Origin of the sequence: Klebsiella sp. FDAARGOS_511 (assembly GCF_003812845.1) — a bacterium.
Lineage (GTDB): Bacteria > Pseudomonadota > Gammaproteobacteria > Enterobacterales > Enterobacteriaceae > Klebsiella > Klebsiella grimontii.
The window spans coordinates 233,709-249,185 of the sequence record NZ_CP033824.1; the positions used below are offsets into that span (position 1 = coordinate 233,709).

The 15,477-nt window shown below is 53.0% G+C and carries 12 protein-coding genes and 1 pseudogene; 8 read left to right on the top strand and 5 right to left on the bottom strand.

Features of this window, described 5'->3' with window-relative positions; all coding sequences use genetic code 11:
• Positions 1-21: 21 nt before the first annotated feature.
• Both EGY08_RS02090 and EGY08_RS02095 read right to left on the bottom strand, forming a co-directional pair.
• Positions 22-1,281 (bottom strand): flavin-containing monooxygenase, encoded by a 1,260-nt coding sequence (locus EGY08_RS02090; RefSeq protein ID WP_004121044.1) that lies wholly within the window; start codon positions 1,279-1,281, stop codon positions 22-24.
• Positions 1,282-1,450: 169 nt separating this feature from the next.
• On the bottom strand, positions 1,451-2,368 hold the full coding sequence (locus tag EGY08_RS02095; protein WP_004121046.1) for a LysR family transcriptional regulator: 918 nt from the start codon (positions 2,366-2,368) through the stop codon (positions 1,451-1,453).
• A 487-nt stretch (positions 2,369-2,855) separates the two neighbouring features.
• Here EGY08_RS02095 and EGY08_RS02100 point away from each other — a divergent pair, with 487 nt between their 5' ends.
• From EGY08_RS02100 to EGY08_RS02115, 4 genes are read left to right on the top strand one after another with little or no spacing between them, the layout of a single operon-like run.
• Positions 2,856-4,376, top strand: coding sequence for an amino acid ABC transporter permease/ATP-binding protein (locus tag EGY08_RS02100; RefSeq protein ID WP_004121048.1), 1,521 nt, complete (start codon positions 2,856-2,858; stop codon positions 4,374-4,376).
• Between the two features lie 27 nt (positions 4,377-4,403).
• Positions 4,404-5,276 (top strand): phytanoyl-CoA dioxygenase family protein, encoded by an 873-nt coding sequence (locus EGY08_RS02105; RefSeq protein ID WP_087829524.1) that lies wholly within the window; start codon positions 4,404-4,406, stop codon positions 5,274-5,276.
• A gap of 23 nt (positions 5,277-5,299) precedes the next feature.
• Positions 5,300-6,130: an ABC transporter substrate-binding protein gene (locus tag EGY08_RS02110; protein ID WP_004121052.1), complete on the top strand. Its 831-nt coding sequence runs from the start codon at positions 5,300-5,302 to the stop codon at positions 6,128-6,130.
• A 4-nt stretch (positions 6,131-6,134) separates the two neighbouring features.
• Positions 6,135-6,866, top strand: a complete 732-nt coding sequence (locus EGY08_RS02115; RefSeq protein WP_049080210.1) for a class II aldolase and adducin N-terminal domain-containing protein — start codon at positions 6,135-6,137, stop codon at positions 6,864-6,866.
• Between the two features lie 170 nt (positions 6,867-7,036).
• Here EGY08_RS02115 and EGY08_RS02120 read toward each other — a convergent pair whose 3' ends face one another.
• Together EGY08_RS02120 and EGY08_RS02125 are read right to left on the bottom strand one after the other, a co-directional pair.
• Positions 7,037-8,536 carry an aldehyde dehydrogenase family protein gene (locus EGY08_RS02120; protein ID WP_049114308.1) on the bottom strand — a complete coding sequence of 500 codons (1,500 nt, stop codon included), beginning with the start codon at positions 8,534-8,536 and terminating at the stop codon, positions 7,037-7,039.
• 237 nt (positions 8,537-8,773) lie between these two features.
• Positions 8,774-9,232 carry a hypothetical protein gene (locus EGY08_RS02125; protein WP_049114307.1) on the bottom strand — a complete coding sequence of 153 codons (459 nt, stop codon included), beginning with the start codon at positions 9,230-9,232 and terminating at the stop codon, positions 8,774-8,776.
• 700 nt (positions 9,233-9,932) lie between these two features.
• Here EGY08_RS02125 and EGY08_RS02130 point away from each other — a divergent pair.
• The 4 genes and pseudogenes from EGY08_RS02130 (at position 9,933) to feaR (ending at position 15,147) form a co-directional block, all read left to right on the top strand.
• A complete protein-coding gene (locus EGY08_RS02130) occupies positions 9,933-10,211 on the top strand; it encodes a hypothetical protein (RefSeq protein WP_004121058.1) in 279 nt (92 codons plus the stop codon).
• A 118-nt stretch (positions 10,212-10,329) separates the two neighbouring features.
• Positions 10,330-11,830 (top strand): annotated as a pseudogene (locus EGY08_RS02135) (amino acid permease).
• A gap of 14 nt (positions 11,831-11,844) precedes the next feature.
• Positions 11,845-13,128: an arginine deiminase gene (locus EGY08_RS02140; protein ID WP_004121060.1), complete on the top strand. Its 1,284-nt coding sequence runs from the start codon at positions 11,845-11,847 to the stop codon at positions 13,126-13,128.
• 1,110 nt (positions 13,129-14,238) lie between these two features.
• A complete protein-coding gene (gene feaR, locus EGY08_RS02145) occupies positions 14,239-15,147 on the top strand; it encodes a transcriptional regulator FeaR (RefSeq protein WP_123828131.1) in 909 nt (302 codons plus the stop codon).
• Here the strand turns inward: feaR and EGY08_RS02150 are convergent, their stop codons facing one another.
• Positions 15,148-15,471 (bottom strand): YdbL family protein, encoded by a 324-nt coding sequence (locus tag EGY08_RS02150; RefSeq protein WP_004121062.1) that lies wholly within the window; start codon positions 15,469-15,471, stop codon positions 15,148-15,150. It lies immediately after the preceding gene.
• Between the last annotated feature and the right edge of the window lie 6 nt (positions 15,472-15,477).

Consider the following 15,477-nt stretch of genomic DNA (forward strand, 5'->3'; position numbering starts at 1 on the left):
GTTGCGTCCTCAAATCAGGCGTTAGCAGGAAGGTTGGTAGTGTTGATACTGGCGCTGAATGGCAATCTGATCGGCGATGTATTTCGCATCGTGCCAGACGCCCCAGATAAAGGTTGAACCACGGCGGGAGAGCCAGGGCAGGCCAAGGAAATAGACACCCGGTTCGCTGGAAACGCCGCGATGGTGCTGCGGGCGCTGCTGTTCATTAAAGGCGTTGACCTTCAGCCATCGGTAATCGGTGGTATAGCCGGTGGCCCAGATAATGCTGCGCACGCCCGCCTTTTCCAGGTCGAGTTCGGCAAGCGGCTGGGTCAGGCAATCGGGGTCGGGCAGGAAGAAGCGCGCTTCCGGCTCTTCCGGCAGCGATAGCCCGTTGCGAGCGATATACTCATCCGCAGCGTCGAGCAGCGCCAGATAAGAGGCGTCGCCGAGACGAATGTTGTCCGCCAGATCGGCACGGAATACGGCTTTGCCCTCGGTAAAGCCGTGCGTCTGCCCGACCAGGGTAATCCCCTGGTGCGCCAGTTGGCGAAAGTCAACGGTATGACCGCCGCGCGCGCCGCTGACCGCAATCGTCACGTGTTCTTTACCGGGCTGATTGGCCGCCGCATCCCACAGTCCTAATACCCCCAGCCACCAGCAAAAATCGCGCTGGCGGTAGCGGCGCGGCGGGCGATCGTGCGCGCCGACGGAGAGCCACACCGCACGCCCCGCCCGGCGGAGTTCTTCGGCGATTTGTACGCCGGACGATCCCGCGCCAACCACCAGCACGCCGCCTTCCGCAAGCTGCTGCGGGTTGAAATAGTGCGCGGAATGTATTTGCTCAACTACGCTATCCTGCGGCGCGATGGCCGGTATCACCGGGCGCTGGAAGGGCCCGGTGGCGGCGACAATACGCTGCGCCTCAATCACGCCCAGTGACGTTTCCACGCGAAACCCCGGACGGCCGTTTAAGCGCTCTGCGCTAAAGACCTCAACGCCGGTCTTGATCGGCGCACTAAAGGATTTGGCATACGCGGCGAAGTAGTCGGCAATCTGCTCTTTGGCGACAAAGCTGTCGGCGTCGCAGTCGGGAAAGGTCATGCCGGGAAACCGATCGTGCCAGGCCGGGCCGTTGGCCACCAGCGAATCCCAGCGGCCGCTGCGCCAGGCCTCAGCGATGCGCTTTTTTTCCAGCACCAGATGCGGAATGCCGTGATGCGTCAGATGCTCGCTCATCGCGACGCCCGCCTGCCCCGCGCCCACCACCAGGGTATCGATCTCTGTAATCTGCTCTGTCATGTCTGTGTCCTTCAAGCACGGTTGTCCGGCTTATCCGCCGGAATTGACAGAACTCAGGTTAAGTAAGTGTGATGAAATGGTAAATTATTATAAAACGATCGTCTGAATAGAAATTTACGAGGCTGGATAACGCAGCGGGAAAATAACGCTTGCGGCCGCGTTAATTACATTACGCGTGCTGATGCGGCGTTAATTCCATGCTGCGACAATAATCCATAAAAAGCTGCGTCGGGCGCGTGGGTTCATTATTGGCAAGGTGCGCCATAATTAATGTCGATGCGGGCATCTCGTCGGCAATATCCAACTGCACCAGCTTTTCACCGTCATAGGTCGTATCGCATAGCGGACGGGTAACCAGTACCGAAAAGCCTAATCCCTGACCGACCATACAGCGCACCATTTCAATTGAGGGCGAACTATAGGCCACTTCCGGGTGATAACCTTTCTCTTTAAATATTGAGACAAAATAGTTTTTGCTGGGGACCGCATCGAGCAAAATCATCGGTTCACGACTTAACTCCTGCAGCGTGACGCTTTTTTTCTGTGCCAGTGGATGAGATGCAGGCAGCAATGCATAGGGTTTATGCGGGGCATTGAGCAGCTCTTTATGAATGGAATGCCCTAATTCAAGATCATAAACCAGCGCCAGATCGAAACGCCCGCGATGCAGGCCGTGCATCAGCTCATGTTGCTCACCGTCGTAGAGCTGGAGTGTGATCTCGGGATACATTTTTTTAAATCCCGCCACCAGTTTTGGCATATACAGCGGCGCGACGGATTCAAAGCAGCCGACGGAAATGGTCCCGGATACCAGCTCTTTATCCGCCCGCGAGTTCTGCTCAAACTCATACGATAGCCGCAGCAGCTCTTTGGCTTTATCGTAGAAGCGCCGCCCGCTTGAGGTCAGGGATACGCCCTGCGCGTGGTGGCGAATAAACAGCTGCTGGTCGAAGGTGCTTTCCAGATTTTTGATGGCAATGGAGATCGACGGCTGGGCAATATGTAGCTGGCGGGAAGCCTCGGCGATACTCTCCGTTTCCACCACCGTCACGAAATACTTAAGCTGTTTGAGGGTAAATCGGTTCATCGCGTCACCATTGATAAAATATTGTCTTATTGCGAACGGGCTTAGTTTTACGATAAGCAGTCTGCAAGCATCGTGCCATGCTCTTTGCGCTCTATATCGTCGGCAAATAACCGCCGCCTCTATTTAATTACCCGCCCTCTTTATTTTCCTGATTTCGCGTATTGCACCATAAAGAATCACCCTGCACCTTATTTGCCCGCAACATGCCCCAATATTGCACAAAATACCGTTTTGCAAAAAATCAGGTTTAAAAATAACGGTGATTGTTTTTAAGTTGTTTCAATGCTGTTTCTCATTAATTGCGTTAAATTCCTTGAGGTTAATATAGCTGTATAGTTTTTTTAAACTTAAAGGCCAAAAATTTACTAATTGCCACCGGTCGAACAGTGCCAGCATAGTGTCAGGGCAAGATGAACGCCGGCGGCTCCCCATTTTAGAACAGGGGAATCGCCTTAATTTCCGTTAATTATGGCGAGTGAAATAGCCCATGACGTTTAACTGGAACTATATGTTAAGCCTGCTCAGCGATGTCGATTTCTGGCAGGCCACCTGGACCGTCATCAAATTAAGTTTGCTGACCTGGGCTTTCAGCATTGTGCTGGGATTCATTCTGGCGCTGGCCAAACAGTCGCCGCGCAAGCTGTTTAACGCGCCTGCCCGCCTCTATATCTGGCTGTTTCGCAGCATGCCGCTGCTGGTGCTGCTGATTTTTGTCTACAACATGCCGCAGGCGCTGCCCTCCTTCGCGCCGGTGCTGAACGACCCGTTCTGGGCCGGGCTGCTGGCGATGGTGCTGAGCGAAGCCGCCTATATTGCTGAAATTCATCGCGGCGGGCTGCTGTCGATTCCGAAAGGACAGAGCGAAGCCGCCCGCGCGCTCGGGCTGCGCTATGCCGGCACCCAGTGGCGCGTGGTGATCCCGCAGGCGCTGCGCGTCGCCCTACCGGCGCTGGCCAATGAGTATATCGCCATCGTCAAGCTCAGCTCGCTGGTGTCGGTTATCTCCCTGACCGAGATCCTAATGGTCGGCCAGCGCCTCTATTCGCAGAATTTCCTCGTCATGGAGACCATGGCGGCGGTAGCGTTTTACTACATCCTGATCGTCACGGTATTTGATTTTCTGCTTAAGCGTCTCGAGACCTGGCTCGACGTCACGCAACGTAAAACCACGCGCCCGGTGGATGAAGAAATGCAGAAGCTGGCCACGGCGCGACGTCCGGCAATGGCCCGCAGCGTCAGCGTGGCGCAGGAGCCAGCGCTGCAGGCGTCTAAATTGCATAAAGCCTATAACAATGTCGAAGTGCTGGGCGCGGTCAGCCTGCAAATTCAGCCCGGCGAAGTCGTCTCCGTCATCGGCCCGTCCGGTTCCGGTAAGACCACGCTGATCCGCCTGCTGAACGGCCTTGAGCAGATCGATAACGGCGAGATCAAAATTAACGGTCAGCCATTTATTCACCTCGAGCGCCAGGGGCAGCAGAAGCCGCGTTTTATGGAGAACAGCGAGCATCGCCAGAATATCGGCATGGTCTTCCAGAGCTTCAACCTGTTCCCCCACCTGACCGTGCTCGGCAACCTGTTGCTGGCACCGCGCTATCACCATCTGGCCAGCGAAGGCGAGCTCAAGCAGCACGCCTGCGAGTTGCTGCATAAAGTCGGGATGCTGGAACACGCGTGGAAATATCCGCATCAGCTTTCGGGCGGCCAGCAGCAGCGGGTGGCGATTGCCCGCGCTCTGATGATGCGTCCGCAAATTATGCTGTTCGATGAACCCACCTCGGCGCTGGATCCGGAAAAGGTTAACGAGGTTCTGCAGGTTATCGAATCGCTGGCCCATGAAGGTATCACCATGGTGATCGTCACCCATGAGATGAACTTCGCCTTTAAGGTTTCCGATCGAATTGTGTTTATGGAAAAAGGACGCGTGGTCTGCGACGACACGCCTCAGGCAATGCGCGATGGCCAGCATCCGCGCGTGGACGCCTTCCTGAAAGATGTCTCTTTGGCTTAACGCTTCCGTTCCTGAAAGGAGAAAAATATGATCGCGCAGTGGCAAATCGAACAGTTTCATCAGCAGGGTTTTCTGGTTGTTGAAGAGGTGCTCTCCGCCGAGGAGGTGGCTCTGCTGCAGACCGATTTCGACGCATGGGTCGAAGAGAGCCGCCAGCATAGCGAGGCGTGGGGAGAAACCCTGGACGGCCGTCCGCGCTTCGACCTCGAAAGCGATCACGCGCCGAACCACCCCTCGCTGCGCCGGGTCAGTTCGCCCACCGAGATTTCCGCCGCCTACCGCCACGCCGCCTTTAATTCGCGGATGGCGGCGATTGCCGGCCAGCTCATCGGCGGCAGCGGGACCCGCTTTCATCACAGCAAAATCAACTCCAAACTGCCGCACACCGCCACGCAGGTGAAATGGCATCAGGATTTTCTGTTCACTCCCCACAGCAACGACGACATTATCACTGCCCTATTGATGGTTAGCGAAGTGACGCCAGAAAACGGTCCGCTCAACGTGGTCCCGGGAAGCCACCAGGGACCGCTGTGGTCCCACTGGCAAAACGAGCGTTTTACCGGCGCCGTGGCCCCGCAGGTAGAAGAAGCCCACTGCCAGCATCCGCAGGCCTGTTTCGGCCCGGCGGGTTCGGTGTGCTTTATGCATACCCGCCTGCTTCACGCCTCCAGCCCTAATGAAACCGATCTCCCGCGCACGCTGTTTATCAGCGTCTACGCGGCGGAAGATGCCCTGCCGTTCGGTGAAAATCCGCTGCCCAGCGTTCACGCCGGGCAGATGGTTGCCGGTGAAGAGAGCGGCCTGGTGCGTAGTACCGTTAATCATTTACGTCTGCCGCAAAAACCGCGCGGCGCATCCTTTTTTGTCCAGCAGGCCGGTACCGATCGCGCCAGCATGTAATTTGCCCACTTTTTGGAGGTTCTATGAAACGTATTAATGCTTTGCGCCCTGCTGTCCTGCTCCTTTGCGCCGCTGGCGCCCTGTCGTCCTTTAGCGCCCTGGCCTTCCAGCAGCCGGGGAAAATTACCGCCGGTTCGGATATGACCTTTTTCCCGTATGAATATATGGAAAACAACAAGCCCGCCGGGTTCGATATCGAGTTTCTTGCCGGGCTGGCAAAAACCATGGGCCGCGAGGCGGTGAATATTGATACCCGGTTTCCGAATTTGATTCCTGGTTTGCAGGGCGGACGCTTCGATATTACTAACTCGTCGATGTACATCACCGCCGAGCGTCTGAAGGTTATCGATATGGTGCCCTATCTGAAAAGCGGCGAAGCGATCCTCGCGCTGAAAGGCAGCGACTATCAGCCGAAAACGCCGGAAGAGTTTTGCGGTCATAAAATTGGCTCTATGGGCGCGACCTCTTGGCTGGCGCAGTTGCAAAAGCTCTCCGCCGACTACTGCGTGAAAAAGGGCCTGAAGCCAATAGCGCTTAGCGAATACACCACCGACCCGCAAACCACCCAGGCGCTGCTGTCGCGGGCGGTTGAGGCGCAAATCACCGATGCGGCGGTGGCGCGCGGCGTGATTGATAAGCTTGGCGATCGGGTGACGATCTCTTCCGAAACCTTAATTTATCCGGTGCTCAATGGTTTTGGGGTGAAAAAAGGCAATAGCGAAGTGAAAACCGCGCTGGAGGAAGGACTGAAGAAATACAGCGCGACGCCGGAATACGCCGCGCTGCTGAAGAAATATAACTTCCAGGCGCCGACGCCGGAGGACCTGCAAACCCTGATGCCAAAAGCGGAGTAACGACATGGCCCGGTCTTATGAAGAACAGACGCGCATCGACCTGGCGGCGACCTTTCGTATCATCGCCCATCTCGGGATGCACGAGGCGGTGGCCAACCACTTTAGCGCGGCCATCTCGGCAGACGGCAAAAAATTCCTGCTGAATCCGAAATGGAAACACTTTTCGCGCATCCGCGCCAGCGACCTGTTGCTGCTGGACGCCGATGATGAAGCCTGCGCCCGGCGATCTGACGTCGACGCCACGGCGTGGGCGATTCACGGGCAAATCCACCAGCGCCTGCCGGAGGTGCGGGTGGTGCTGCACCTGCATCCGGTGTATACCACCAGCATCGCTTGCCTCGAGACACCGCATATCCCGCCGATCGATCAGAACACGGCGCGCTATTTCAATCGGATAGCCGTCGATAGGTTATACGGCGGCATGGCGGATACCACGGCGGAAGGCGCGCGTCTGGCGTCGCTGCTGGCCGACAAGCGCCGGCTGCTGATGGGCAACCACGGCGTACTGGTGACCGCGCCGTCGATTGGCGAGGCTTTCGATGATATCTGGACTCTGGAGCGCGCCTGTCAGATTCTAGTGACCGCGTGGTCAACGGGGCAGCCGCTGAAAGTGCTCTCCGATGCGGTGGCGGAGAAAACCGCGCAGGACTGGGAGGGGATCGCCGACTTTTCACGCCAGCATTTTGCAGAGATGAAGCAGATGATGATCGACGCCGACCCTTCCTTGCTGGACTGACGGCTTACTCCTGGAAAAAGGCGCCCGGCGGCAGGCGCAACCGGGCATACGGAGATGAGGCGGATTTGAGGTATCGAGGTGCGGATTTTGCCGTAGGCCTGGCGACAGAATCCGCAAGTTACGCGCGTGTAGCCCCGGTGAGGCGCCAGCCCCCACCGGGGAACAGGCGGCTAGTAGCGCACGCAAACCGACTTTGTTTCGCACCAGTCGTCCAGCCAGTCGGGGCCGAAATCGCGGCCGGTGCCGGACTGCTTCATGCCGCCGAACGGCAGGTTGGCGTCGATCAGCGTATGGCTGTTGACCCACACCGTCCCCGCCTGCAGGCGATCGGTATAGCTCAGCGCCTGACTCAGATCGCGGGTCCAGACGCTGGCGGTCAGGCCAAAATCGCTGTCGTTGGCCAGACGCAGCGCCTCTTCGCCGTCGGCCACGCGCACCAGGTTCACCACCGGGCCGAAAACCTCTTCCCGGCTAAGGCGCAGCCCGGCGTCGGGATTAATCACCAGCGTTGGCGCAATATAGTAGCCCTGCGCATCCGGCCCCACGTGACCGCTAATCAGCTCTGCCTTCTGCTGACGGGCTTCATCAAGATAAGCCGCCACTTTCGCGCAGTGCGCCTGCGACACCACCGGGTTAATCTGGCTGCTCTCGAGCATTCCGGGTCCGACCTGTAGCGACTTCACCGCCTGCTCAAAGCCGCTCACCAGCGTATCGAACAGCGGCGCTTCGATATAAATTCGCGAACTGGCGGCGCACACCTGCCCCTGATTCAGAAAGCTACCGGTCATTAATCCCTCAATAACCCACTGCGGATCGGCATCTTTCAGCACGATAGCCGGGTTCTTGCCGCCCAGCTCTAGCGTGACCCGGGTCAGGCGATCGGCGGCCACGCGGGCAATCTGTTTACCGGTAGCGGTCGATCCGGTAAAGCTCACCTTGGCGACCTGCGGATGCGAGGTCAGCGCCGCGCCGCATCCGGCGCCGCTGCCGGTCACCACGTTAAAAACGCCGTCGGGCACGCCGGCCTCGGTTGCCAGTTCCGCCACCCGCAGCAGGGTCAGCGGGGTGGTTTCCGACGGCTTAATGACGATTGAGCAGCCAGCCGCCAGCGCGGGCATCACTTTCCACATGCCGATCATCAGCGGGAAGTTCCACGGCACGATCCCGGCCACCACGCCCACCGGCTCTTTTTTGGTCCACGCCTGATAGCGCGCCCCCGGTGGGAAGGGAATCGATACGTCGAGGGTGCGGCCGCTGATTTTAGTGGTCAGCCCGGCGGTATAGCGCATCCAGTTCAGCGTGCAGCCCACTTCAAAGGCGCGGGAAATGTTAATCGATTTTCCCTGTTCCAGGGTCTCCAGCTGCGCCAGCTCCTCGCCGTGCTGCTCCACCAAATCGGCGAAGCGCAGCAGGATCCGTTCGCGGTCGGCGGGCGTCCGCCCTGCCCAGCTGCGGGAAACGAAAGCACGCCAGGCGGACATCACCGCCCGATCGACATCCGCGGCGTTAGCATCCGCGGTGCTGGCGATAGCCTGACCGGTGGCCGGATCCCAGACGGTTAAACGCTTTTCGCTCTCTGCCGCCTGCTGCGCACCGTCGAGATACAACCCATGCTGTCTGTCTAGAAACTGCTGCACGCTGGCGAGTAGCGCGACCTGTGATGTGGACATACCCCTTCCTTATTGTTCACGGATAGTGGTTTCAGTTTATGCCGGGGTCGCGATTCACGCTTTTTTCTCTGTGACATTCGCTGTTGCCGCTGTGACAGGCGCCGCAATTAAGTCGATGGGTGGACAGGCAACATTATTGAAAAACGCCGGCTGGCCAGGCCTGATTGAGATACCCGAGGACGCATTCAATGACGATATCCTCTCTTGCCGTTATATTAACCTTGATACGCTACTCATTTATCCGGGAAAAATGACAATGTTGCCTCGTCGATAAGCGACCTTGACTTTCTGTCCGACGAAAAAAGGCGTTCCTCTTGTTGGCTGGACAATAACAAAATCACGTCCATCAGTGGGTCTGATAAACAACTCAACAAGCTGGCTACGAGCCAACCGTCTCTGTACTGCTTGCCCGGCCAACACGCCAGCGGCAGCAACACCCACTATCACCTGGCGCTGACCAGTAAGGGTATATCCGGTAATACCACCGAGAGCCCCGCCGCTAACGGTACCTACAGTATTGTAACCCGTATCGTTTTGGAGAGTTATATAGTTTACACCAGTAACAATACCGTATGAGGGGGGTATTTCTTGTGTATAAAAAGTATTTTCCATATTATTATCGGCATCAATTGAAGATCCTCTACACCCGACGATTGTGAGTAAAAAAATCACAGCAATGACGATATTCCGGCGCATTAACCTTGTCACTCGTAACAATTATGAAATATTAAAATAACCATGCAAATAGCTGGCCCATTGAAATTCATCAAAATATTGGCAATGCCTATATTTCAGCGTATAAACAGCCCCTATTGTTCTGAGCAGGCATTTTTAACTGATATCAATTCAACATCCTACAATCACAGACACGATCATTGACAACATATCCTCCACCTGACTAAAACTCTCTTTGTTAGTTTAATAAGCGAACTACATGTAAGATAACGGCACAATATCATGCTTTGTTAAACAATCCTTAAACGACTCTCTATGGTTTTTTAATGTTCGTTAAATTGATTCTGATCAAAAAGCCAGCCTCCCTTGTTTAATATCCGTTTAATATAGATCACTAATATCTGGTTAATAAAGCGAAAACCCATTGCGTGAACATTATGAAAAATAAACCGAAGAGAAAAAAAAGCATCAACAGCATTGTATTTATCGCATTCATTATAGTGAATGTGTTAATGCTAACCATCAGTATTTACACACTATATTTTAGTTCCTCATCCCCATTCACTGAACATCGAATGCGTCACGATACGACATTCTGGATAGGTGCGATTAAAAATATCGCATTACTAAGCGGCCTATGGATTTTCGTAGATGTCATTTTTTCCATTTTTTTCTACTTAAAGTCGAAATTTCATTAAAAACATTTATAAAAGGGTTTGATATGTTGTTTATTATAGCCTGGCTTATCGCCATGGGCACCAGTGAACTGTTATTGTGGTCTTATGGCTACCTTCACCTTATTTCTCCCGTACTTTATATCTCGCTATGCATTATGTTTATCTATCAACGCAGAAAAATACATAAAAATAAAGATCTCAACTTCTATGAGAAAAAAATAGCGTCTATGCGCATGGGCATAATGTTTGTTCTGTCTATGCTGGTGATGCTGGCCATCACTGTCAATATCCGTTTTTTCACGCTGATTTATACCGGACTTTAACATTATATGATGTTTCATCTGACGGGATGCCACCTCATTTTATCGGTATGGACTTACGCAGACAATCTGCTGCGAGAAGCGGTTTTATCATTAATTTATACGAGCAAGATATTCAATCATGAATAAATCGGATGCAAAGTTGTCTTTGCCTGCGCTGACCGCGTTGGTGGTCGGTTCGATGATTGGTGCAGGAATATTTTCACTTCCCGCCACTTTTGGTCGCGCAGCGGGCGGGCTTGGTGCCATCATCGCGTGGTGTATCGCTGGAGGGGGAATGTTAACCCTCGCCCTGGTCTTTCAGACTCTGGCCACAAGAAAACCACATCTGGATTCGGGTATATTTATTTACGCTAAAGAAGGATTCGGGAATTACCTTGGGTTTACTTCCGCGCTCGGTTTTTGGGCGGGGACCTGTATCGGCAACGTATCTTATTTTGTGCTGATAAAATCAACCCTCGGCACATTCTCACCCATCTTTGGTGATGGCAATACTTTATACGCAATTCTCACTGCCTCTGTTGTTCTGTGGTGTTTCCATATTCTGGTATTAAGGGGCGTAAAAGAAGCTGCAATTATTAATACGGTGGTCACCTGGGCCAAAATTATTCCGATAGGTGTCTTTATTGTCGTTCTTATGTTCGCGTTCAACGCTGACATTTTCACCGTTAACTTCTGGGGGGGGATCCGACATCAAGGACATTCACTCCCATACCCTCTCTGAAGGGTACCATGACCTTATGCACTATATCGCCGCGCCTGACAATGCGCACGAGTCCTTATTTTCGCAGGTCCGCAATACTATGCTGGTGACGGTATTCGTCTTACTCGGGATAGAGGGGGCGAGCGTGTATTCCCGCCTGGCGAAAAAACGTAGCCATATCGGTACCGCCACGGTGTTCGGTTTTATCGGCGTCCTGTGCATTCTGTGTCTGGTCACTCTCCTCTCATATGGGGTACTTTTACGACCTGAGCTTGCCGCGCTTCGTCAACCATCGATGGCAGGGGTACTGGAGACAATTGTGGGTCGTCCGGGGATGATTTTTATCAGTATTGCCCTGGTCATATCGGTTTTAGGCGCCTATCTCTCCTGGTCATTACTGGCAGCAGAAGTGTTATACAGCGCAGCAAAATCCGGACTGATGCCAAAAATATTGGCTAAAGAGAACGCTAACCGGGTTCCATATAAGGCTGTCTGGCTGACCAACATATTTATTCAGGTTTTTTTAATCATCACGCTGTTCACCGACTACGCCTTCCAGCTGGCACTGGAGTTAACCAGCTCGCTGACCTTAATTCCTTATTTCCTCGTCAGCGCATATGCTTTAAAGCTTGCGTTAACCGGGGAATCTTACTCCGGCTCTGGAACAGGGATAAGAAAGGGGCTGATACTGTCCACCATTGCCCTGATTTATTCGCTGATGATGATTTACGCTGGCGGCGTGAAATATCTTTTACTTTCTACCATTATTTACGGCCCGGGAACTATTCTTTTCTATTTCGCGAGAAAAGAGAATTTGACGAAAGTTTTTACCAGGCATGAGCGTCTTCTGTTTGCCATGCTGATGTCAGGAGCCATCATCGGTATCTATGCTATTGCAACGGGACTTATTCAAATTTAATAAACGGAAATATTATGCTTACTGAAAATAAAAACATATCACCCGCCTTTGGCGTTTATTCAGAGGTCGGTAAATTAAAAAAAGTCATGGTGTGTTCACCGGGAATGGCGCATGAACGCCTTACGCCGGGGAATTGTGACCGTATGTTGTTTGACGATGTTCTGTGGGTAGCGAACGCCAAACGCGATCACTTCGATTTTATGAATAAAATGCGTGAGCGCGAGGTTGAGGTTGTTGAGTTCCATCAATTGCTGGAAGAAACGGTAAAAAATCCTCTGGCGCGAAAATGGATTCTGGATTTACAAGTGGTACCTGATGAAGTCCCCTTGAGTCTGATAGATGAAACACGAGACTTTCTCGATAATATTTCCGCCCGCGAACTCGCGCAGACTCTACTTGGCGGCCTTTCAACGCTGGAACTGCTACACGTCTCAGGTGGAAAATACGATAAAGAAGAATGCAGACTTCTCCACGCCGCTATTGCACAGAGTCAGTACCTACTTCCTCCTTTACCTAACGCGCTTTACACCCGCGATACCACCTGCTGGATCAATGGCGGCGTTACTCTTAATCCCCTCTACTGGCCAGCCCGCCATGAAGAGACGGTGCTTGCGGCTTCCGTTTACCAGTTCCATCCTGATTTCGCTGGCAAGGTTAACGTGTGGTACGGCGATCCAACGGTCCACCACGGTACGGCTACCCTTGAAGGTGGTGACGTCATGCCGATCGGTAATAAAACAGTGTTAATTGGCATGAGCGAGCGCACCTCTTACCAGGCGATAGCACAGCTTGCGCAAGCGCTCTTTGCGGATCAGCATTCGGGTATTGAGAGGGTGATGATTGCCGCCATGCCAAAGCTTCGAGCCGCGATGCATCTTGATACCGTTTTTACCTTCTGCGACCGGGACCTCGTCACGCTTTATCCACCTATTGTTAATCAAATCAAAACGTTTTCATTGCGACCTGATGAAAGATCGCCGCACGGAATACGGTTAACCAGGGATGAAGATAATTTTGTAGACGCGGTAGCCCACGCGCTAAATCTCAAACAATTAAGAGTTGTGGAAACTGCCGGAAATGACTACGACATGGAACGTCAGCAGTGGGATAGCGGCGCGAATATGGTTGCGCTTGAGCCTGGTGTGGTTGTGGCCTATGACCGAAATACCAAGACTAATGCACAACTGCGGAAAAGCGGTGTTGAGGTGATCACCATTGTTGGCAGCGAATTAGGCCGCGGTCGCGGCGGCGGTCACTGCATGACCTGCCCTATTATTCGCGAGCCCATTGATTATTAATCATAAATATAATTCCTTTTATCATTCTGCGGAGGTCGCTAGCAGGATGGTAAAAGTATAATCGCTATCATGATGAACTGTGCAGGAACAATAATATTATTTGATCCCTGCACTGATTCATTAATGGCCTGCAGAATATATTATGATATCGACAACGGCTGCAGGTATAGTAGTTAGCCCCAGGATTATTTATCATTGCGCAATGACAACTGCGGATAACATCCCCCATACTGGGATCTCCCTCGACTGTATTTTATCTAAAGTGGATTTCAGAAGCATTTTATACATTTACAAAGATAAACAAAGGCTGAAATAAATTCTCTTCTGGTAATGCTAATATCCACTCAGCATTAATGAATAACAGAAAACGTCTGCAAAAATTCAGACAGGAGAATTTTATGGAAAAATCCACGTTGAGTCCCCTTGGTGTAAAACAATCATCTCAGCGGCCCGAACCGCAGGAGCGTCAAGCGAAACAGCTAGATCAACTTTGGACAAGACGCAAAAATGCAGTGGCGAGGAATAAATCATGGACAAGATCTGGGTTTGATGCGCCAGGAGATGCTATGCAAAATGGAATAACAGGGTCCCACATTTTGCGTGAGCCTATACTATAACAACTCCGTATTGTATTGGCACTAATGAATATTTCGAACTTTAATGTGACCCGATAGACATGAAGAGTATACCATGGTGCACATGTAATTAATCGCATTCCCGATTGTAATATCATCAGGATATAGCCCCTATTTTCAGAAAGTGCCCAAGGAATTACCCTTCTGATTTTACTTGCTAACTGCCATATATCGGTGTGTGTAATTCTGTGTCATTCCTGAACATTCTAATCATAGAGGGATGACACAGCCCTCTATTCAATGTTTATAACGTACTATTTCTTTTTTGCCTCTCCACTAATCATGTCTCCTTTTATTTTACCCTGTTAAATTTCATAACGGATTTGCGGTGACAGAGTAAACGTGTTACGTAATATTTTTTTATAATAATACTGTGATCCAGGTAATAGTTCTTTCATATACTCCGCCTTTGACCCTTGCCTCCGGCATCATAAGTGCAACAATGCAAAAACATTATCATTACAAAGGACGCGCGATGAGTACGGCAAATCGTGGGCAGAATTACCAGCATTGGTTAGCAAAAATCAATCAGGTCTGCGGGCAGTTCGCCGCCCGTCCGCTGGATGATAATTTCCACGGTGAGATCGACGCCAGCTACGCGGGCGACCTGAAAGTCAGCACGGTGACCGCCCGCAGCATTAATCTCTACCGTACCCGACAAGAGATCCAGCGCGATAATGACGCCTGGTTTTATACCGTCTTCCAGCTCGCGGGCCAGGCGACGATTGAGCAGGATGGCCGTCAGGCGATGCTGGAGAGCGGCGATATCACCCTGATTGACGCATCTCGTCCATGCTCGATTATCTGGCAGCAAACCTCGCGCCAGGCCTCCCTGCTGCTGCCAAGGTCGCTGCTGGAGCAGCAGCTGCGCGGCAGTGAAATCAGCATCGCTACCCGGCTGGCGAAAAGCCTGCCGATGGTCCAGCTCAGCCAGCGCCTGCTGCATGAAAGCATGAACAGCCCTGAACTCTCGGCCAGCGAAAGCAAAGCGGCGCTGGAGGCCATCGTCTGCCTGCTGCGTCCGATGCTGCATCAACAGGAGGCCCAGCCGTCCCGGCGCGATAAGCAGTTTCAGAAAATCATGGCGTTAATCGATGAGTCGATTCAGGCGGAACATCTGCGCCCGGAGTGGCTGGCCAGCGAAACCGGCATGTCGGTGCGCAGTCTTTACCGGCTGTTTGCGGAAAAGGGGCTAGTGGTGGCGCAATATATCAAGAATCGTCGGCTCGATTTGTGCGCCCGCGCGCTGCAAAGCGCCCATGATGACGAAAAGCTGGCGGGGATCGGCTACAGCTGGGGCTTCAGCGATCATAGCCATTTTTCCACCGCCTTTAAGCAGCGCTTCGGCGTCTCGCCGGGTGAGTATCGCAAGCGCTGCCGATAGCTATTTTTTCAGCCATTTGCCGTTAAGGCCCTTCACGTACTCGCCCGGCTGCGCCCTGGCGACCAGCTTCTGACCGGCCATTTTCGCCACCTGATCCACCGGTAGATTATTGTCATCCGCCAGCTGCTGATAGCTGTCGCTACGGGCGGCGTTGATCTGCTTCACCAGCTCAAGGGTTTCTTTATCCTGACGCAGCGGTTCAAGATAGCCGTTGAGGGTTTCGCCGACCCGCCCCTGCTGGCGAGCTTCATTGAGGGTCAGGGCCAGCGCCTGAGCGCTGAACAGCACCAGCGCCAGCGTCGTGGTTATCAGTCGTATTCTCATCATCGC